Origin of the sequence: Lactobacillus acidophilus (assembly GCF_034298135.1) — a bacterium.
Lineage (GTDB): Bacteria > Bacillota > Bacilli > Lactobacillales > Lactobacillaceae > Lactobacillus > Lactobacillus acidophilus.
Genome location: NZ_CP139575.1, coordinates 1,701,183 through 1,720,121, shown reverse-complemented (window position 1 = coordinate 1,720,121; position 18,939 = coordinate 1,701,183). Strand labels below are relative to the sequence as shown.

Here is an 18,939-nt window from a genome sequence, read left to right as displayed (position 1 = left end):
ACTTTGAAAATTTCTGTTTTAGCAAGTGGCTCAACTGGTAATACAAGTTTAATTATGACAGGCCAGCATAAGATCCTAATGGATGCTGGCCTTTCTGGTAAAAAGACTAAGCAATTACTAGATGAAGTTGGTATAGATATTAATGAGATTGATATGGCCTTTTTGAGTCATGATCATACAGATCATAGTGGAGGCTTAGGCGTTTTAATGCGGCGATATCCTAAAATCGATGCATTTGCTAACAGTGGAACGTGGCAATATTTACTTGATACCCATAAGATCGGAAAATTACCTGCAGAACAAATGAATGTGATTGAGCCTGGGCAAACTAAAACTTTTGGAGATTTAGATGTTACTGCATTTGCTACTAGCCATGATGCAGCTGAACCTCAGTATTATGTGTTTACTAGTGGGGGCAAAAGAGCAGCATTTTTAACTGATACTGGCTATGTTTCTGAGACAGTTGAGGGTACAATTGAGGATGCAGACGCCTATATGATGGAATTCAATTACGATACGATGATGCTTAGAGATGGCCCTTATTCTTGGTCATTAAAGCAGCGAATTTTGTCAGATGTGGGGCATTTGTCTAATGAGGATGCAGCTCAGGCATTGGTTGATGTTGTTACACCAAAAACAAAACATATTTTTTTGGCACATCGCAGTCAACATAATAATACAGAATATTTGGCTCGTGAAACGGCAAAAGAGATGCTGATTGATGGGGAGGCAAATATTAACAGTGATTTAAAAATCATTGATACAGAGCCGAATCACCCAACAAAATTAATTGAAATTTAGCAGTTTTAGCACCTTTTGTTCATATAATTTTCAAATTTTATCTGTATGATATTAGGTAATATGAGGGGAGAGTTAAGTATGGTAGAAAATCAAAATAATAATCAACGACCAAGAAAAAATAGTAATGCAAAGATCATCACTACTGCAGCTATTGTAGGTGTAGTTGGTGGTCTGATCGGCGGTGGCGTTTCATATTATGCAGCTGATCAAATGAATAACGCTACTGATACTACTACGGCACAAACTAGTGTATCTTCAAATAGTAGTAAGGTATCCGAAAAAAGTGCTAAAACCAGTGGTACGATGACTACTGCTTATAATGATGTAAAAGGGGCTGTAGTGTCCGTTATTAACTTAAAGAGACAATCATCCTCAAGTAGCGCTAACTCTCTTTACAGCAGCTTATTTGGGGATGATAGCGATAGTTCTTCAGGTAAGAGCGGCAAGCTTGAGACTTACAGTGAAGGTTCCGGTGTAGTTTATATGAAGTCAAATGGTAAAGGCTATATTGTAACTAATAATCACGTTATTTCAGGCAGTGATGCAGTTCAAGTGCAACTTGCTAATGGCAAGACTGTTAGTGCAAAGGTTGTTGGGAAAGATAGTACTACTGACTTAGCTGTTTTATCAATTGACGCTAAGTACGTAACACAAACAGCCGAATTTGGCGATTCTAAGAGTCTTCAAGCTGGTCAAACTGTAATTGCTGTAGGTTCACCACTTGGTAGTGAATATGCTTCTACGGTAACGCAAGGTATTATATCAGCACCGGCTAGAACTATCTCAACTTCATCTGGTAATCAGCAAACAGTTATTCAAACAGATGCAGCCATTAACCCAGGTAACTCAGGTGGTGCATTGGTTAACTCAGCTGGTCAAGTTATCGGTATTAATTCTATGAAGCTTGCTCAATCAAGTGATGGTACTTCTGTAGAAGGTATGGGATTTGCTATTCCTTCGAATGAAGTTGTAACTATCGTAAATGAATTGGTTAAGAAGGGTAAGATTACTCGTCCACAACTTGGTGTAAGAGTAGTTGCTCTTGAAGGTATTCCTGAAGCATACAGAAGTCGCTTAAAGATTAAGTCAAACCTTAAGAGTGGTATCTATGTTGCTTCAATTAATAAGAATAGTTCAGCTGCAAATGCAGGCATGAAGAGCGGTGATGTCATTACTAAGGTAGATGGCAAGAAGGTTGATGATGTAGCATCATTACACAGTATCCTTTACAGTCACAAGGTTGGTGACACTGTGAACATAACTATTAATAGAAATGGTAGAGATGTCAACTTAAAGGTAAAACTTGAAGGTAATTAATAAGTTTATTAGATAAAGAAAAAGGCTAGGTTACGAAATATAAACGTAATTTAGCCTTTTTTACTAACAATTGCTGTGTGTAACAAAAGATTATTCGTATTTTGAAAATGTCAAATAAGATTAAGGTTACATTTATCCTGTGGATAACTCTGTGGATTGTGTATAACTTAAGGATTATAGATATATTCTATTAAATGATATTATTGTAAAAAATCACCGGTATTTTGTGAAAATTGTTTGCTAAAACAAATGTTCAAGCAGGTATATCAAGGATGAATAGTGAAAGTTTGTGAAAAATCGCTTTCACAAATAGTCAAAATATAAAAGAAATACAAAAAAATTTTCAAAAAAGTATAAATACAATTTGTGGTAGGGAATAAATATAAATACCACAAAATATAGATTGACTCTTGAGAGATTGTGGAAAAACAATATAGAATTTTTGGGAAACAATGTTAAAATAGACCATTATGAATATAAAAATTGTTTGTGTTGGAAAATTAAAAGAAAAATATTTTAAAGATGCGATTGCGGAATATCAAAAGCGTTTAAGCCGTTTTGCTAAAGTTACAATCGTTCAAGTACCTGATGAAAAAGCACCTGAGAAGTTTAGTGAAGCTGAAGATGAAAAGGTAAAAGAGATTGAGGGACAACGAATCCTGAGTAAGATTAAAGATAAAGAATATGTCTACGTAACTGCGATTAAAGGAAAGCAAAGAAGTAGCGAAGAATTTGCAAAAGAAATTCAAGATTTGGGTACTTATGGACATTCCGACATTACTTTTGTCATCGGAGGAAGTCTGGGAACAAGCGATGCAGTTAATAAACGTGCAGATGACTTGATCAGCTTTGGTAAATTGACTATGCCACACCAATTGATGCGTGTAGTGTTGATTGAGCAGATCTATCGGGCGTTCATGATTAATTCGGGTAGTCCATATCATAAGTAGTAAAAAAGCGTCTCTGAGAAATCAGAGGCGTTTTTGTGAATAGGAGAAAAAATGAAAATTGGCGAAGCATTAAAAGAAGAGCGACTTAAATTAGGGTTATCAATTAGAAAGATGGCGGAAGGAATAATTGATCCTACCTTTTATTCACGAGTAGAACAAGAAAATCGCAACATTGGATCTGAGGCGCTGGTAAGAATCTTATTTGCCCGTGAAATCAATATTGATGAGTTTTTCGATAAAATAAAAGATACATATGCTCCAAGCGAAACAACTAAAAAAGCGTACTTGGAAGAAGAAATTCGAATTGCTTTTAATAATCATGATATTGCGACAATGCGAGATTGTTTAAAGCAAGTATCTAAGTTAGATGATCCTATTCTCAAACTACGTGTAATTGTTGGAATAGCGTACTTAGAAGATAAAATTGAAGAATTACCACATGAAATTGTGGATAAAATTTACGATGAATTGGATAAAAATGACGAACTTAGTAGCAATGTAAATGCGATTAGATTGTTCACAAATGCAATGCCTGTCTTTTCTGATGAGCAACTAACGTATTTTATGCATATGTTGTTAGTGAGGGCGAAGAATGTAGAAAATAAGTCGGAAAAATATGATGAAAGGGTAGCGATTACTTGTAACAACTATCTGTACAGCTGCTGGCAGAGAAAGATGAATTCGCCAACTGTTGAGGAAGCTTACTCTTTTATGATGGGATTAAAAGAGCCACATTTATTGATTTATAAACTTTTAGGAAAAATGGGTAAGAATTTAATTGATGGAAATAAAAAACAAGCTAAAGTAATGAAACAAGAAATAATTACCTATGGATATGAAGTAATGATAAAAAATTGGAAAATGTAGTTTATAGACTACAATTAATTTATTATTAAAAAATTGTGCTTTAATGTGAGTAATTCGAATAGAAAGAAGGGGCAAGATAATGTTATGGGAATTGCCAGTGATCTTAGGTGAATAAGTTGTAAGATTCAATAAAAAATGACAATAATTTTTGTAATATTGAAAAATATGAGGAGAAATACTTATGAAAAAATTTTTATTATTTAGTGCAGCAGTTTTAACTCTCGGTATTAGTGTAGCAGGCACTACTTCTGTTGCTTCAGCAGCCACTAATAGCGACTCAAAAGAGACTGTATCTTTTAATGTTCAAAACGTAACTAATAATGAACAGTTAGCAAATTCTATTTTTTCTATGAAAAATGCTTTACCACATACAGCAGCTCCTGGAGGTGTACCAGGTGGTTGGAGTAGAGTACCTGGTCATAGTGATACTGGTTGGAAGGTTTGGCATAGATGGTAATTTTTATTTAACCAAATTTAATCTAAAAAGGTAGGATCAGATATGGTAGAAAATAAATGGCTGCATGCTAGAAAAATGGAAGTAAGAATGCTGATTATTGAAGCAATCTATGTTTTTAGCATGTTTCTTTCCTTAGTTTTTTACTTTCCACTTTTTGTCATTGAATTTAAAATTGCAATTGCCTTTACTTTCCTGGTAATGATTGGAGAATTATTTGAAATTAAGTTCAAAAACGAAGAAAGCAAAGACAGAATAGATATTAAGGAACATGGTTTGATGAAACCATGTTTTTTTCATAAGGAGGAAAAGCGTGTGAAAGCAAAAAGTTGGAATTGGAATATGATACTGAATATTCAGTTAATCATAAATATTTTGATAGCAGGATATTTACTGGTAAGAGAAAACAAGAACTTAGATATTCAAATTATCTTTGGCATTATTCTGTTGTATATAATTATTGCTAGATTATTCATTAAAAATCAGTACATAGAAAAGTTTAATTTGGTACTAGAAATAATCTGCTTGCCGATTTTGTTAACATATTATTTGAATTGGCTAGTCATTTCATTGGTACACTTTTTACCAGCAATAAAATTAGAGATTATTACCATTTATCTAGTGGTGATTTTGCTATATTTGCTTCCGACATCTGTGGTTGCTTTTGGCAAAATTCATAATGGATATTTACGCATTGCGGCAAGTATCTATTTGTTCCTAGTTTTTTTGTCTAGTATCAACTCAAGCTTGTCCGTAAATGTTGATTTTATTGATAATTTACTGAAGGTGAATGTTGTTTCTGGCATGGCTTTTCTAATTTTGACTCCATTTTTGTTAAGACAGTGGGGATTCAAGTTTCGGATGAATGTATTTCCCAGAAAGCAGGAAAATTTTCAATTACTAGTTTTAATTTTACTGGTGCTTTTTGCTGCATGGCTTACATTTTTTAATACTTACGTATATATCGCGACTGTGCCAGAGCAATTATTCTTTAATTGGGATTTGAGTATTTTAGCTCCAACTCAATGGACGGTACTCAGAAGTGCTGGTGCTGCGATTTTTGAAGAAACTGAACGCTATTTAATTTTGATTTTACTCTTGTATATTGCACGTAATTCCAGGTTTCAAATTCAGATAGCTATTTTCTTCAGCGCTGTACAATTTGGTCTGCTTCATATGACCCACTTTCTTGATGCAGATGCGAATGTATCTAGCATTTTCTATGAAGTACTATACACTTTCGGCTATGGTTGTTTTTTAGCTGTTTTGTACTTGTATAGTGGGCAAATCTGGCTATCAATGTTGTCCCACTTTACATTGGATTTGGTCTCGTACTCGGTAGGTAATGGAGGCGTCGGATTTTTATCGCTTTATGGCAACGTTGAAGGAATCGGTGCAGCGTTAGTTTTGGCAGTTAACTTATTAGTTGTCTTTCTGATGTTGTGGGGAAAACGAAAAATAGTTATGCAAAATAATGCGAGAATATTAATTGAAAGAATCTAAAAAACGTCTCTGAAAAATCAGAGACGTTTTTGTGAATAGGAGAAAAAATGAAAATTGGCGAAGCATTAAAAGAATAGCGATTACTTGTAACAACTATTTGTACAACTGCTGGCAGAGAAAGATGAATCAGTCGACTGTTGAGGAAGCTTACTCTTTTGAAAGATGGGTAAGAATTTAATTGATGGAAATAAAAAACAAGCTAAAGTAATGAAACAAGAAATAATTACCTATGGATATGAAGTAATGATAAAAAAATGGGGAGTGTAGTTTATAGACTGCAGTTGGATTAATTCGAGAAATATGGTGCTTTAATTGTTGTAATCTCAAATAAATAGGAAAGAGGCAAAAAATGCTATGGGAGTTACCTGTAATAATTAATTGGAAGTAGACAATTATAAGAAGGAGATCTTAATTATGAAAAAAGTCATTCTTAGTTTGGTTTTGGTGTTGTCACTAGGATTAGCAAGTAATCTTACGGTTTCAAAAGCTTCTGCGACTACTTACTCTACCAATCGTTATATTCATCGCCTTCCAGGTGCTGGTGTTGGACAACATGAAATTCAAGATTAATTTATAAAAATGCTGATATTAATAAATTATCAGCATTTTTATTATTTTAATAAAGAGGCAATATAATGGAAAAATATGTTTCTCAGACTGAGTCTTCAGAAGACACTAAAACAAAAAAATTCATTCGATCTCGTAGAATTGGTGCAATTCTCCCTTGGTTTGGAATTTTAGGAATGTTAGTACTTGTTTTTTCATTGATAATGTGTGGCCTTCTTTTATTTCTAACTGAACTAGGCTTTATTGCCAATTTTTATTATTTCATTGATAGTTATAATTGGCTAGCTGATCGATTATTATACGATCCTCAGAAGAAAGTTTTTACTCATCGAAAAGATAACCTTGTTAAATTAATAATGTGGGTTGCTATTATTTTGGTATTAGTGTCAACCATTCTACTTGCTTGGATGAGAGTAAAAAGTTTTTTATGTTTTGTCGCTTGCCTTTGCTTTATCAGTATTTGTTATTTTGGTAGCAGAGTAATTGAAAATTGTTTAGTAATTTTTCATATTCAACTAAATAATTGGAAAAGATTCTACCAAATAGTAACTGCAGGAATTATTTTGCTAATTATGGTTGCGGTGGTTTTGTTGAACTGTAATGTATTAGCTTATTACATTTATTTTGGTGTAATAGGAGTAGTTTATTGTCTTACTTATTATTTTTTGATTGAGCTTTATCGCCGAGTTGAGAATGATTTAGGTGGTCACAAATATTTCATTGATTTACCCGATAATCGCTTTGCACATAAATATTAATCAAAAGAATTTAAAAACGTCTCTGAGAAATCAGAGGCGTTTTTCATTAGTCATTGGCATCAAGCCATTTCTTAAGCATAGCAATATATTCGTCAGTTTTTTGCACGAAGGACATATGACTACAATTTTCGAATAGTTTCCATTGACTGCCCGCAATATGATCATGCATTGTCTTAGCAACATATGGAGTACACAAATCATCGGTTCCACTCGTAATCAGAGTTGGAACTTTTATTTTACTCAATTGATCAGTGTATTCATAATCATGTAAATTACCTTCAGGCGTATATTCGTTAGGCCCCCAGGCAGTTTCGTAAGCAACTGTGCCACCTTTTTTCTCACGCATGACGCATTCTGGCCATTTCTTCTTCATATCAATTGCATGTTGATTCATAAAGTGTTCGTTAGCCTTCAAATAGTCAGGCTCCGTAAATGTGTCCGTTAATTCAGCACGATGAATTGCAGCTTGTTCTTCAATTGGTAAGTACTTGATCATGCGGTGCAATTCTTTTGACCATAGTGAAGCTGATGAAAGGGTACTTGATAAAATCAAACTTTGAATGCCCTCTGGGTGATAATCACACATATAAATGATAGCGAGCATCCCGCCCCAGCTTTGACCTAACAAATGAATTTTACGCAAAGCTAGATGTTCACGTAGTGTTTTTAATTCTTTCACCCAAGTTTCTTTTGTGTAAAGTTCAGGATGATCGTCGGGGATGCTACTATTGCCGCAACCTAATTGGTCATACATAATAATGCGGCGATCATCGATTTTGGCTAATTTGTCCAACACTTCAAAATAATTATGAGTTGAGCCAGGGCCACCATGAAGCAAAACTAGTGGCGATTTTTCGCTTCTTCTACCAACAATACGATAGTGAGTTTCATAGCCCATAAAAGGCATTTTTCCTTCAATGATTTCCATTTTTTTACCTACTTAAAACAAAATAATGAGATATTTACTAAAATTAATAATGTAAAAAAGACAATCCAATCTTTTGTCGTCAATGGAATTTTAACTATTGTAGATCTTTTTTGATTTTCAATATAGCCGTGTGATTCCATACCTTGAGCTAAGTTATCGGCAGAATTTAGCGCAACCAGAATTGCCTTGAAATAAAGTACCGGTGACCAAAAACTAAGGTACATCCCGCGCATCATCGCCGATGTGCGAATTTGTTTAACTGCCATCTTCATTTTAGGAATAATATTGATCGCTGCTAAAACGCCATAAGCAAATTTACTGGGTAAGTGCAGGTTTTGCTCAAGTGAGCGGGCGAATTCTGTCGCAGTGGTATTGCGTGCTACGCTGGCGATAGTAAATATATAGACATAAACACGCGTTGATAAATTCCACGCATAATATGGATCAGGTTCGGGTGAAAACCAATACAGAGTCGCAAAAATTGTAAAGGCAGCAATGAAAGGCAAGATTATCAGTAAAATTAGCTCTTTAATTTTTATTCTAGTAATCAATAAATAAGTTAAAGAGAAAGCAATAACAATTAAATTGGTAACTAAACTTGCCTTTAAAGATATTTCCAAGGAAATAATAAACGCTAGAATAAATTTTAAACTTGGATTCATATTTACCTCTCTACATATTTAAGCTGCTGTTGGTCAAAAACAAGGCGATAAGGACAAAATTTTGCTAATGTGTCTATCTGATGGCTAATGATCAAAAACGTCTGATTAAGCTGTTTTTGGCTTTCTCGCATTAATGTTAGCACTAGGTAGATTGATTGTTGATCAAGACCACTGAGTGGTTCATCGATTAAAAGAACGTTGTGCTTAGTCATTAGCATAAGTAAGATTTGTAACTTTTTTTGCTGTCCGCCTGATAGAGTGTAAACGACTTGATCTAAATGGTCGGCTAGTCCTAGTTTAGTTAACCATCCATCAATTTTTTCATCGGTAAAAAAGCTATTACGATCTTTTTTACTGAGCTCGATTTCATCTTTTACGCTAACCATTAAAAATTGATCACTGGCTTTTTGAAAAATCTGAGCAACATGCATCAGATATTTTCTAGGTCGCAGTTTGGCGATTTCTTGATCATAATATGTGAAGCTGCCACTATAAGGAATCATTTGCGTCATTGCCTTGAACAAAGAGGTTTTCCCCACGCCGTTTGGTCCAGTAATTAGAGTGGCTTTTGGATAAATAAAAAGTTCTGTTTGATTAAGTAAACGTCTATTTTGAAAAATTTGTGTATTTTTCAATTTAAAAACAGGCTCGCCCTGAGGTAATGAAAAAGAATAGTGCTGATCGTGTACTTTTTTATTTTCTGTAAATAATTTTTCTTTTTCACTAACAGATAATTCTTTGATTATTTTATTTTCAAATTTAAAGACATAGTCACAGACACTATCATACCCTTTCAATACGTGATCACTCAAAATAATTGTTTTACCAGATTTAGCAAGTAGTGCTAGTTTATCAATTAAAAAACTGCGCGTTTCAGGATCGCAGCTGGCAAAAGGCTCATCTAATAAAAGAACATCGACATCCATTGCAAGTAGTACTGCTAAGGCAACTCGTTGCTGCTGTCCGCCAGACATTGTATTGATCTTTTGATCTAATAAGTCAGCAATTTGAGTGAACTCTACTGCCTTATTTAACTTAACTTGAAACTGATCAGGAGTAGTTTGCAAATTCTCCAGGGCAAAGATAATTTCTTCACGTGGGGTAGCCATGGTGAACTGTTCTGCTGCGTTTTGAAACATCATTGCAGCCTTTTGCTGGTGTAAGTTTATGGATCCTGTCATTTTTCCTGCATATTTGGGATAGAGGCCAGCAATGATTTTTAACAGAGTAGACTTGCCGCATCCTGTTGGTCCGATTAAAAGTGAAAATCCAGCTGGAATTTCAGTATTAAGCTGATAAATAATGGGATCTTTTTCATAAGAAAAAGTAAGTGTATTAATTGTTATTGTCATAAGTTGATTTTATAAACTCCTGATAATGCTGTCTATAAGTTTTTTCAATACGAATAAGCCGTTTTATACAATAATAGTTATTGTTTTGTTTTATAATATACTTATAAAACTATTATAATTGATTTAATTTTAGGAAGGTGGACATATGGCAGCTGTTGCTTTGGATCAATATCTGGCTAGCGTATTGAAATCTAGTGCATCAGATAAGAATGAAATCAAGCTAGAAGCCGGAAATCCAGATTTTGATCTATTTACTATCTACCTTGAAAATCATAATACAGGAATTCATCGTTATCGGATGGATGTTTCTACAATACTGTATGTTGCAAAAGGTACTGTGACAATTAAGAGCGCTGAAAAAGTTATCAATATGAGAACTGGAAATGTTCTCTTACTTACCGAAGGATGTAAGTATGAAGTATCCGGACAAAATGATGATACGGTACTAGCTAAGTTGAAATTTGCTCCTGGTTTTGAATATCGTAAATATTTTAATGATTTTAGCTATAAAGGAAATCGTGAAAATAAGATAATTGAACAAATTTCGGATAGTCTTGAAAATGAACATGTTTTGTGGTTAAAAAATAATCAAATTACTAGTGCTTCTCAGGTAATGCAACACATTATTGGAGGCTATTTAGACGACGAATTATTTGCGAAGGCGTTGATTCAAGCTGAATTAACTGCAATGTTAATTATTTCAATTAGAACACAGAGAATGGCAACGCCAACTAATCTAGATAAGACTAAATTTGAAAAGAAGTCTTTGGATAATTATATTGATAATCACTTCGCGGATATCTCACTGGCTGATGCTGCAAAATATTTTGGTTTTAATCCAAATTATTTCTCTAATATGGTGAAGGCAAAGACTGGTAAAAGCTTTGTAGATCATGTTGGTGAAAGAAGAATGCAAGAAGCACGCGAATTATTAGCACAACCTGATATTTCATTAAAAGAAATTATTAGCCGAGTAGGTTATTCGAGTAAGTCGTTCTTTTATAAAAAGTTTAACCAATATTACAATATGACTCCTGCAGCAATGCGCAAAGAATTATTCAGACAAGCAAATATCAATTTGAGATAAAAAAATAAGAATCTGGAACAATCCAGATTCTTATTTTTTACATGTGTTCTAATCGTTTGATTCTATCTTCTGTCGGTGGATGTGTGTCAAATAAGTGAGATAGACCGTGATTGTGAAATGGGTTCTCAATATATAACCCGGCACTACTACGATCTGCTTGACGCATAGGCTGACTGCCTTCAATCTTTCTTAATGCGGAGATTAAGCCTTGTGGATTACGGGTTAATTCAACAGAAGAAGCATCAGCTAAATATTCTCGATTACGTGATAGGGCCATTTGTGCGAGGGATGCAGAAATAGGACCTAAAATTAATACAAAGACAATAGCGATGACTTTAAAAATTATTTCAAATGCATTGGTGTCTCGATCTTCATCGTCTCGACGATTACCACCGAAAAACCAAATATAGCGAGAAGCTATTCCAGAAATAAAGGAAATAACACCCACCAAAACTACACCGATTGTTGATAATAAAATATCGTAATTACGTACGTGTGATAATTCATGACCCAGAACGCCTTCAAGCTCTTCTCGATTCATTAATTCAAGAATTCCTTGCGTTACGGCAACAGCGCTGTGTTCAGGATCACGCCCCGTTGCAAAAGCATTCGGGCTAGGATCAGGAATAATAAAAACGCGTGGCATTGGTACACGAGCTACCATTGCCATATCTTCTACAATATGCCACAACTCAGGGTTATCAGCTTCTTGAATTTCCTGAGCATGATTGAGACTCATAATCATGTTAGCTGGGTTTTGCCACATAATTAATAGATAGATTAAGCTACCAGCTAATGCAATGATTATTCCCGTCCATGGACTATTGCTAAAAAGATAGCCCAGTCCAGCACCAACTAAGGTCAAGATTACCACAAAAAGAACCATAATTAGCGCAGTTTTACGCTTGTTACGGGCAATTTGTTGGTACAACATATCTAGCCCCTCCTAATTAAAATTTAACTTTAGGTACATTCTTTTCTTCTGCAGGAGTTTCCAAGTAGTTAACCTTAGTAAAGCCGTGAATTTTAGCAATTAAGTTTGAGGGGAAAGTTAATAATTTTTGATCGTATGTAGCAACTGATGAGTTATAAAGCTGACGAGAATAAGCAATTTTATTTTCAGTATTAGTCAATTCCTCTTGAAGTTTTAAGAAGTTTTGATTTGCTTTAAGGTCAGGGTATGCCTCTGCTAAAGCAAAGATGGACTTCAAGGAATCGGTAAGCTGATTAGATAGCTTCATTGCTTCTTCATGGTTACCTTGTGGAACTTGAGTTAATTCATCTCTAAGTTTAACTATACTCTCAAAAGTAGATTTTTCGTGTTGTGCATAACCTTTGGTAGTTTCAACTAAGTTAGGAATTAAGTCATTACGTCGTTTTAATTGAACGTCAATTTGGCTCCATGCTTCGTCTACATATACACGAGATCTTTGTAAACCGTTATAAGTAGTGATATAGATAGCTACTATTAAAACAATGATAATTAAAATTATCCAAAGTAATGGTGACATGATAGAATCCTCCATAAAAAGTATTTATATAATTTTATAATTTTTATAGGCTTTAGAGCAATAAAAAAGAATGCTATAAAAGCATTCTTGAACAAAATTTAAAGTCTAAACATTAGTAGTCCTAAACCAACTAAGGTCAAAATGATTAACCCAGCGAATTGCATGATAGTCCATTGAATAAAGAACTTTTTGCGACTTACGCTACCATGTTGATTAAATGTTTTAAGCACTAACATGTTGGCCATTGAACCAATGGCAGAACCAAATCCACCAATATTTGAACCCAAAAACAACGCTTGAGCATAATTAGTAAACTTACCAACCAAAATAGTTGATGGCACGTTGCTCATTACCTGACTTGAGATAATTGAAGCAAAGTAAGTTGATATTTCTGAGTGTACAGTCATATGAATTAAGTTGACTATGGCAGGAATTTGTTGGATATCACTGATAAAAATGAAGAATCCAGTGAAAGTTAATAAAAGTGCGTAGTCAATTTTAAGCATAATTCGTGGATTAATTGCAAGAGCTAATACAACAGATGCAAGCATTGGCCAGATAATATCAATCGCTCTGAAAACACCAAAGAAGAAGAAAACAAATACTGCAGTTGTAATAATAGTTGGACGCCAGCTGATTCTAATTGGTTCAGTTTTTTGAGTAGGAATTTCCTTTTTAGGAATAAGTAGGAAAACCATCCCCATAATAATTAATGATGTTACCAAGTAAGGTACAGACCAACGGAAAAAGACCAGTGGACTAACATCAAAACGGCTAACTAAGAAAATATTGTGCGGATTTCCCCATGGTGTAAATGCGGCACCAATATTTGCTCCCATACCAATCAACGTGACTGGTAATATTTGTGGTAACTTATAACGTTTAGCAATATTTAAATAAAGTGGAATTAAAGTTAATACAGTAATGTCATTACCCAAGAACATTCCGGCAATAACTGCAAGAAGCGAGAATAGCATATTCAGCTTACGAGTATTATCTGCAATACTTGTAAGTTTGTACGCTAAAACATCCAGAACGTGCAAATAAGCATAAATCTGGATAAGTGTTAGCATCGCAGCAACAGACCATAATGTATGAAAGTTAATGTCCGCTAACCGCGGTCTAGCAAAAAAAAGACTAACTACTGTAATTAAAACTGTAATCTGTAAAATTCTATCTTTAGCAATATTCTTTAAGACGGTCATAAAAGGTCCCCCTTACGTATTACAATCGCCTAAAAACCCTATGTACCATTTTGAGCCTTTTTAATGTTGCTTGCAATGATTAATTTTAAAAAATTAAAGATAGACAATGTTTTTGAGCATATTTTTAGTGAAAAGCAGGTTATGATGCTATATTAAAGTAAATGTATAGATCGAAATGAGGGATTGAATATGACAGAAAAAACAATTTCAATCAATATTAAACCAGACGCAAAAGAAGTTATTGAAAAAAATAATCCGGATAATAAAATTTTATTGCTTGCCTTGAATGATGGATCAAATAAGTATTCAAAGCTAGGCGGAACATGTACAATTGGTGCGAATTTTCAATTTGTCGTTCTTGATGAAAAAGATCCAAAATATGATATTAAAGTAGATAATAATGTTGGTTTTGACTTATGGACATCATCTGATGAATTAAGCTTTTTTGAAGATGGATTAGTAGTTAATGCTAGAAATTCCACATTGAGTTTATCTGACAATAGTGGCACCCTTGATGGTGCGGTATCGGTTGAACAGTATGTACCGCAAAAATTGACCAAAAAGGAAATGCAAGAAGGCAAGACTTGCTAATCGGTATTAATGAACATATTTAAAAAAATAAAAAATCTTTCAGCGGAATTTAAACAAAATTGGTTTCAATATTTAATCTTGTTTACGAGTATTAGTATTTTAAACCAATTTGTCTTTATTCCGCTGTTTCGCTATATTACTACGTTTGTATTGCAAGCAGGTGCGATTCCATTTATATCGTATTCTAATTTAGTGATTATATTGTCTGAGCATCCATTTGTAGTTTTCTTTTTACTAATAGAATTGGCGTTGCTTTTATTCGTTATTTATAGTCAATTTGCTTTAATTATTTTATTTATAAAAAATAATTTTGCGTTGAAAGCTAGTATTAGTGAGTTTGGGCAATGTTTACGACATTTTAGACTAGGATCACTACTGCTGCTGGCAATATATTTCTTATTGGTGATTCCTTTTGCTAATGTTGTTTTTAGAACGCCACTTTTAGCTAAAATAAAAATTCCCCAATTTATTATTGACTACATGACTAGGAGTGGGATTTTATTAGCTATCTTAATTATTTTTTATCTTGTAATTTTTGTGCTTGCATTTCGCTTTTTATTGACTTTACCGATTATGGTGATTTATAAAACTACAACTAGAGAAGCGATGAAGAAAAGTGCTTTTTTGATGAAAAAGAATTGGCGTAAAGTAATAGGATTTTTTGTTCCTTTAGGCATACTGGCAATAGTTATTATGGCAATTAATGTTGGTGGAGCGTACCTATTGCAACTAATTTGGGATACATTCCCTGGGAAATTTGCCTTAATAATGGCTACTATTAATCTGACACTTTTTCAGATAATTAGTGAGGTTTTCTTAATTTGGGTTAGTGCAGTTTCTTTATACTTTTTGGTTAAGTTAGTGACTAAAAATAATAATGAAATAAAAGAGAAAGTCACGAATAATAAAATAATCTTGATTACAATTATTTCTATATGGAGTTTGGCAATAACTGGAAATATTATTGAGAATGTCTTTTATTTAGCTGGCTTGGATGATCATGTGCCTGTCACTATTTCTCATAGAGGTGTAAATGATAAAAATGGTGTACAAAATACGATAGAATCATTGAAAAAAACTGCCAAATTAAAACCGGATTATGTAGAAATTGATGTTCATGAAACTAAAGATAATCAGTTTGTAATCATGCATGATGAGAATTTAAAAAAATTAACTGGGAAGGATAAAAGACCTAAAGAATTAACTTTGAACCAGTTAACTAAATTAATTGCAAAAGAAGATGGGTACAAAGGAAAAGTAGTAAGTCTAGATCAATACATGCAAGCTGCACAAAAACTAAAGCAAAAATTGTTAATTGAAATAAAGACCACACCCAATGATTCGAATGAATTTTTGGTAAAGTTTAATAAAAAATATGGTCATGAAATTTTGAAAAATCATTATCAATTACAGTCGCTTGATTATCGAGTAGTTACTAAAATGCAGCAACTTAATCCTAAAATTGAGACTTTGTATATCCAACCATATAATTTGATTTATCCGCAGAGTGTGGCTGATGGTTATTCAATGGAGTATTCAACTTTAAGTTCTGATTTTATTTGGCAAGCGCATCTGCAAAACCATGTTGTTTATGCATGGACCGTCAACAATAAATCAGAAATGAAAAAGATGATGTATGAACACGTTGATGGGATTATTACGGATAATATTTCTATGCTTAATACGGCAATTAAGGAGTTTCAGTCTCGTCAAAGTTATGCTAATCGTATCTTAAATTATATGATGGCTTTTCCTATACTTGATTAAAAAAATTGATCATGGTAAACTATACTAGATTTTCGAAAATCTGAAAGGAAGTATAGTACTATGCGTAAAGGTGAAAATTACAACACTGGTTGTGAACCAAACCAAAGACCTAAAAACAAGAGAAATGCTAAGAAGCGTGTTGCTCACGTAGCAGCAGTTGTTGCATTTCTTAACAAGGCCGCAAAAGACGAAAACAAGTAAAATTGTTTTTCAAAAATAGAAACAGAGAGACTACTAAGAGATCAGTAAAGTTTTCTTAGTAGTCTTTTTTCATGCATAGGGATTTGAGAGGACTGAAAACAATGACTAAAAAATATATTCGACTAGTATATTTTGCATTACTATTGGCATTGATTTTTCCAGTAATTGTATTGGGGATAGCAGATGATTTTTCATCCAATGTAGTTAATGGCATATCTATGATTTTCATACTGGCAATAGTTGTAGGATTATTTTCAGCTAGATATACAGTTAGCTGGTTAATAATTATTCTTACTACAATTGCTATTGGATTTCTTTTATTAGGATATGTAGTAATGCCTATAGATGAAAAAATATTACTGATAATAATTTTTCCAATTGAAGCTAGTTTATTAGGAATAGTAAGGCATCATATTCTGCATTGGAGTATCGCTAAAAAACGAGAAAATGATATTCAAAGATATATATCGCACTACAATCTAAATGTAAAATTACAGACCTACTATAATGCTAATAAGTTTTATAAACGCGAATTGCATCAAATTGAAGCATATACAGATCTAGATTTGTGGACTAATGTTGAATTAATTAGTTGGGATAGACATCAACAGATTGAAGAATATCATCCAGAATATCATGCTGAAGTTTTACGAAGTATTTCTATGATTTTGAAAAAAAACACGTTTAAAGAGTGAATTTATTTATTATGTAGGCGATGGTATGTTTATGATTATTTCCCCACAAATAAGTTTACAAACATATAAAGAAATAAATAAAAAAACAAAGGAAAACTTGCGGCGTATGGATATAGATATACCATTAGAACTTAAGATGGCATCTGAAAAAATCGATATAAATAATTGTAAAAAGTTTTCTGATCTGAACAAAATAAAAAAATATCTCCAACGAGGGTTAGAAACGGATATTATCGTTGAATATTTAAAGGATGATCAAAATGATTAATTGGTTTTATTCATTAGCAATTATTATTACCGCCATTTTTTTAATTAGTTTTGTAATTATTTTCTTCTGTGCATTAAAAATTTACGGCAATGTTGAAGAAGCACTAATTAAAGCAAAAAGGAAAAAGGAAAAAGAAAAATGAATGATGTAATGCAAATAATCACTCTTATTTCAATTTGGCTGTCGTTACTGATGTCTATTATTACTTTAAGTGGAGCAATTGCATTTTGGCTTAAACATAGTAAGGTTTTGGTTAAAATAGTGCCACTAAAGCGGTATCCCAAAGTAACGATTGTTGTTCCAGCTCATAATGAAGAATTGGTAATTGAGAAAACAGCTACAGCGATTTTAAATTTAAATTATCCTAAGGATAAATTGGAAGTATTATTTTATGCTGATAATTGTGAAGATAAAACAGCTGATGTTTTAGATGAAGTTTTAAAAAATAAGCAGTATTACAAATGTAACGCACGAGTTATTAGACGAACTGGTTCTGGTGGTAAAGCTGGTGTGTTGAATGATGCTTTGAAGATTGCTCATGGTGAATATTTAGGTGTTTATGATGCAGATGCGATGCCAGAAGAGAATGCATTATACTTTCTAGTTAAAAAAGTACAAGAAAATCCGCAACGTTATATGGCAGCCTTTGGACGTAATAAAACGCGTAATGCTAAACAGAATTTTTTAACTAGATGTATTAACCAAGAAATCGTTGTAACACAGAGAATTCAACATTGTGGCATTTGGCAATTATTTAAAATAGGTCGTATTCCAGGAACAAATTTTATTATTAATAAAAAATACGTTGAATCAATTGGTGGTTGGCGTAACGGCGCTTTAACAGAAGATACTGATATCTCTTTTAAAATTATGGGATCTGGCAAATTGATTGCTTTAGCTTATAATTCTGAAGCTTTTCAGCAGGAACCAGAGCGTTTAAAAGATTATTACTTCCAACGATTACGCTGGGCTAAAGGAAATTATGAAGTAGTTATTAATAATTTTAAGCATATCTTTGATAAGAGTAACTGGCGTGTGAAGCTCGAAACTTTTTATTATTCTTGTACTTTCTTTTGGTTCAATGCGGCGATCGTTTTATCCGATTTCATTTTTTTAGCGAATTTATTTACAATGATTGCACATGTTTGGAATCCAAATATTCAACTGCCATTTACGATTACTTCTAATAATATATTGTTAGCTCAAATTCTTTTGTTAAATTGGTTATTAATGATTTTATTATATGTTTTGCAAATCAATGTTGCTATGTGTACACAATATGGCCAAGCAACTACCGAACAAATTTGGCTTGCTATAGCATCATATTTTACTTATTCTCAGTTATTCATTATTGTTTCAATTCATGCCGTATGTTCAGTATTTTGTGACAGAATTTTTCATCGTGATGGTACTAAGTGGGTTAAAACTAAGAGATTTGCTGATTAATTTAGGAAG

22 protein-coding genes are annotated in these 18,939 nt (G+C 33.2%); 16 read left to right on the top strand and 6 right to left on the bottom strand.

The window, feature by feature from the left end; translation table 11 throughout:
- Window positions 1-3: 3 nt before the first annotated feature.
- The 8 genes from SO785_RS08295 (at window position 4) to SO785_RS08260 (ending at window position 7,217) form a co-directional block, all read left to right on the top strand.
- Window positions 4-801, top strand: a complete 798-nt coding sequence (locus SO785_RS08295) for an MBL fold metallo-hydrolase (RefSeq protein WP_011254029.1) — start codon at window positions 4-6, stop codon at window positions 799-801.
- A gap of 78 nt (window positions 802-879) precedes the next feature.
- Window positions 880-2,118, top strand: coding sequence for a S1C family serine protease (locus SO785_RS08290; protein ID WP_015613276.1), 1,239 nt, complete (start codon window positions 880-882; stop codon window positions 2,116-2,118).
- 470 nt (window positions 2,119-2,588) lie between these two features.
- Window positions 2,589-3,068 (top strand): 23S rRNA (pseudouridine(1915)-N(3))-methyltransferase RlmH, encoded by a 480-nt coding sequence (rlmH, locus tag SO785_RS08285; protein ID WP_003548590.1) that lies wholly within the window; start codon window positions 2,589-2,591, stop codon window positions 3,066-3,068.
- A gap of 51 nt (window positions 3,069-3,119) precedes the next feature.
- The gene (locus SO785_RS08280) at window positions 3,120-3,935 is read left to right on the top strand and encodes a helix-turn-helix domain-containing protein (protein WP_003548592.1); all 816 of its coding nucleotides are present in this window, start codon (window positions 3,120-3,122) and stop codon (window positions 3,933-3,935) included.
- A gap of 181 nt (window positions 3,936-4,116) precedes the next feature.
- On the top strand, window positions 4,117-4,392 hold the full coding sequence (locus SO785_RS08275) for a hypothetical protein (protein ID WP_011254031.1): 276 nt from the start codon (window positions 4,117-4,119) through the stop codon (window positions 4,390-4,392).
- Between the two features lie 42 nt (window positions 4,393-4,434).
- Entirely contained in the window at window positions 4,435-5,892 is a 1,458-nt protein-coding gene (locus SO785_RS08270; RefSeq protein WP_003548597.1) for a CPBP family intramembrane glutamic endopeptidase, read from the top strand.
- 414 nt (window positions 5,893-6,306) lie between these two features.
- Window positions 6,307-6,462 (top strand): hypothetical protein, encoded by a 156-nt coding sequence (locus SO785_RS08265; RefSeq protein WP_015613277.1) that lies wholly within the window; start codon window positions 6,307-6,309, stop codon window positions 6,460-6,462.
- Window positions 6,463-6,527: 65 nt separating this feature from the next.
- Entirely contained in the window at window positions 6,528-7,217 is a 690-nt protein-coding gene (locus tag SO785_RS08260; RefSeq protein WP_003548602.1) for a hypothetical protein, read from the top strand.
- A gap of 46 nt (window positions 7,218-7,263) precedes the next feature.
- Here the strand turns inward: SO785_RS08260 and pepI are convergent, their stop codons facing one another.
- Genes pepI through SO785_RS08245 form a run of 3 tightly spaced genes read right to left on the bottom strand, consistent with a single transcriptional unit; the run spans window position 7,264 to window position 10,159 of the window.
- Window positions 7,264-8,145, bottom strand: coding sequence for a proline iminopeptidase (gene pepI / locus SO785_RS08255; protein WP_003548604.1), 882 nt, complete (start codon window positions 8,143-8,145; stop codon window positions 7,264-7,266).
- A gap of 8 nt (window positions 8,146-8,153) precedes the next feature.
- A complete protein-coding gene (locus SO785_RS08250; protein WP_003548607.1) occupies window positions 8,154-8,807 on the bottom strand; it encodes an energy-coupling factor transporter transmembrane component T family protein in 654 nt (217 codons plus the stop codon).
- 2 nt (window positions 8,808-8,809) lie between these two features.
- Complete coding sequence (locus SO785_RS08245; protein ID WP_003548609.1) at window positions 8,810-10,159, bottom strand: ATP-binding cassette domain-containing protein; 1,350 nt, start codon at window positions 10,157-10,159, stop codon at window positions 8,810-8,812.
- A gap of 145 nt (window positions 10,160-10,304) precedes the next feature.
- On the opposite strand from SO785_RS08245, the gene SO785_RS08240 reads away from it, so the two are divergent.
- On the top strand, window positions 10,305-11,246 hold the full coding sequence (locus SO785_RS08240; protein WP_003548611.1) for a helix-turn-helix domain-containing protein: 942 nt from the start codon (window positions 10,305-10,307) through the stop codon (window positions 11,244-11,246).
- Window positions 11,247-11,283: 37 nt separating this feature from the next.
- On the opposite strand, the gene htpX is transcribed toward SO785_RS08240, so the two are convergent.
- The 3 genes from htpX to SO785_RS08225 all read right to left on the bottom strand — a co-directional run bounded on the left by htpX (window position 11,284) and on the right by SO785_RS08225 (window position 13,962).
- The gene (gene htpX / locus SO785_RS08235) at window positions 11,284-12,180 is read right to left on the bottom strand and encodes a zinc metalloprotease HtpX (protein ID WP_011254032.1); all 897 of its coding nucleotides are present in this window, start codon (window positions 12,178-12,180) and stop codon (window positions 11,284-11,286) included.
- Window positions 12,181-12,196: 16 nt separating this feature from the next.
- The gene (locus SO785_RS08230) at window positions 12,197-12,757 is read right to left on the bottom strand and encodes a LemA family protein (RefSeq protein WP_011254033.1); all 561 of its coding nucleotides are present in this window, start codon (window positions 12,755-12,757) and stop codon (window positions 12,197-12,199) included.
- A 98-nt stretch (window positions 12,758-12,855) separates the two neighbouring features.
- Window positions 12,856-13,962: an SLC13 family permease gene (locus SO785_RS08225; protein WP_011254034.1), complete on the bottom strand. Its 1,107-nt coding sequence runs from the start codon at window positions 13,960-13,962 to the stop codon at window positions 12,856-12,858.
- Window positions 13,963-14,151: 189 nt separating this feature from the next.
- Between SO785_RS08225 and SO785_RS08220 the strand changes: the two genes are divergently transcribed.
- The 7 genes from SO785_RS08220 (at window position 14,152) to SO785_RS08190 (ending at window position 18,930) form a co-directional block, all read left to right on the top strand.
- Window positions 14,152-14,553 carry an iron-sulfur cluster biosynthesis family protein gene (locus SO785_RS08220; protein ID WP_003548621.1) on the top strand — a complete coding sequence of 134 codons (402 nt, stop codon included), beginning with the start codon at window positions 14,152-14,154 and terminating at the stop codon, window positions 14,551-14,553.
- Between the two features lie 9 nt (window positions 14,554-14,562).
- Window positions 14,563-16,320 (top strand): glycerophosphoryl diester phosphodiesterase membrane domain-containing protein, encoded by a 1,758-nt coding sequence (locus SO785_RS08215; protein ID WP_003548622.1) that lies wholly within the window; start codon window positions 14,563-14,565, stop codon window positions 16,318-16,320.
- Window positions 16,321-16,380: 60 nt separating this feature from the next.
- Window positions 16,381-16,521, top strand: a complete 141-nt coding sequence (locus tag SO785_RS08210; RefSeq protein WP_003548644.1) for a hypothetical protein — start codon at window positions 16,381-16,383, stop codon at window positions 16,519-16,521.
- Window positions 16,522-16,622: 101 nt separating this feature from the next.
- A complete protein-coding gene (locus SO785_RS08205; protein WP_021874002.1) occupies window positions 16,623-17,216 on the top strand; it encodes a hypothetical protein in 594 nt (197 codons plus the stop codon).
- 25 nt (window positions 17,217-17,241) lie between these two features.
- A complete protein-coding gene (locus SO785_RS08200) occupies window positions 17,242-17,484 on the top strand; it encodes a hypothetical protein (protein WP_021874003.1) in 243 nt (80 codons plus the stop codon).
- A complete protein-coding gene (locus SO785_RS08195) occupies window positions 17,477-17,626 on the top strand; it encodes a hypothetical protein (protein ID WP_015613278.1) in 150 nt (49 codons plus the stop codon). Before SO785_RS08200 ends, SO785_RS08195 begins: the two co-directional genes overlap by 8 nt.
- Window positions 17,623-18,930 carry a glycosyltransferase family 2 protein gene (locus tag SO785_RS08190; RefSeq protein ID WP_003548663.1) on the top strand — a complete coding sequence of 436 codons (1,308 nt, stop codon included), beginning with the start codon at window positions 17,623-17,625 and terminating at the stop codon, window positions 18,928-18,930. The genes SO785_RS08195 and SO785_RS08190 overlap by 4 nt, the downstream gene beginning before the upstream one ends.
- The last annotated feature ends 9 nt before the right edge of the window (window positions 18,931-18,939 follow it).

What these genes read in the sequence shown, in the direction of transcription:
- SO785_RS08260 (WP_003548602.1), top strand. Translation starts at nt 6,528, where the DNA reads ATGGAAAAATATGTTTCTCAGACTGAGTCTTCAGAAGACACTAAAACA.
- pepI (WP_003548604.1), bottom strand. Translation starts at nt 8,145, where the DNA reads ATGGAAATCATTGAAGGAAAAATGCCTTTTATGGGCTATGAAACTCAC.
- SO785_RS08220 (WP_003548621.1), top strand. Translation starts at nt 14,152, where the DNA reads ATGACAGAAAAAACAATTTCAATCAATATTAAACCAGACGCAAAAGAA.
- SO785_RS08240 (WP_003548611.1), top strand. Translation starts at nt 10,305, where the DNA reads ATGGCAGCTGTTGCTTTGGATCAATATCTGGCTAGCGTATTGAAATCT.
- SO785_RS08195 (WP_015613278.1), top strand. Translation starts at nt 17,477, where the DNA reads ATGATTAATTGGTTTTATTCATTAGCAATTATTATTACCGCCATTTTT.
- SO785_RS08270 (WP_003548597.1), top strand. Translation starts at nt 4,435, where the DNA reads ATGGTAGAAAATAAATGGCTGCATGCTAGAAAAATGGAAGTAAGAATG.
- SO785_RS08250 (WP_003548607.1), bottom strand. Translation starts at nt 8,807, where the DNA reads ATGAATCCAAGTTTAAAATTTATTCTAGCGTTTATTATTTCCTTGGAA.
- SO785_RS08215 (WP_003548622.1), top strand. Translation starts at nt 14,563, where the DNA reads ATGAACATATTTAAAAAAATAAAAAATCTTTCAGCGGAATTTAAACAA.
- htpX (WP_011254032.1), bottom strand. Translation starts at nt 12,180, where the DNA reads ATGTTGTACCAACAAATTGCCCGTAACAAGCGTAAAACTGCGCTAATT.
- SO785_RS08290 (WP_015613276.1), top strand. Translation starts at nt 880, where the DNA reads ATGGTAGAAAATCAAAATAATAATCAACGACCAAGAAAAAATAGTAAT.
- SO785_RS08265 (WP_015613277.1), top strand. Translation starts at nt 6,307, where the DNA reads ATGAAAAAAGTCATTCTTAGTTTGGTTTTGGTGTTGTCACTAGGATTA.
- SO785_RS08200 (WP_021874003.1), top strand. Translation starts at nt 17,242, where the DNA reads ATGTTTATGATTATTTCCCCACAAATAAGTTTACAAACATATAAAGAA.
- SO785_RS08280 (WP_003548592.1), top strand. Translation starts at nt 3,120, where the DNA reads ATGAAAATTGGCGAAGCATTAAAAGAAGAGCGACTTAAATTAGGGTTA.
- SO785_RS08230 (WP_011254033.1), bottom strand. Translation starts at nt 12,757, where the DNA reads ATGTCACCATTACTTTGGATAATTTTAATTATCATTGTTTTAATAGTA.
- SO785_RS08190 (WP_003548663.1), top strand. Translation starts at nt 17,623, where the DNA reads ATGAATGATGTAATGCAAATAATCACTCTTATTTCAATTTGGCTGTCG.
- SO785_RS08275 (WP_011254031.1), top strand. Translation starts at nt 4,117, where the DNA reads ATGAAAAAATTTTTATTATTTAGTGCAGCAGTTTTAACTCTCGGTATT.
- SO785_RS08205 (WP_021874002.1), top strand. Translation starts at nt 16,623, where the DNA reads ATGACTAAAAAATATATTCGACTAGTATATTTTGCATTACTATTGGCA.
- rlmH (WP_003548590.1), top strand. Translation starts at nt 2,589, where the DNA reads ATGAATATAAAAATTGTTTGTGTTGGAAAATTAAAAGAAAAATATTTT.
- SO785_RS08210 (WP_003548644.1), top strand. Translation starts at nt 16,381, where the DNA reads ATGCGTAAAGGTGAAAATTACAACACTGGTTGTGAACCAAACCAAAGA.
- SO785_RS08225 (WP_011254034.1), bottom strand. Translation starts at nt 13,962, where the DNA reads ATGACCGTCTTAAAGAATATTGCTAAAGATAGAATTTTACAGATTACA.
- SO785_RS08245 (WP_003548609.1), bottom strand. Translation starts at nt 10,159, where the DNA reads ATGACAATAACAATTAATACACTTACTTTTTCTTATGAAAAAGATCCC.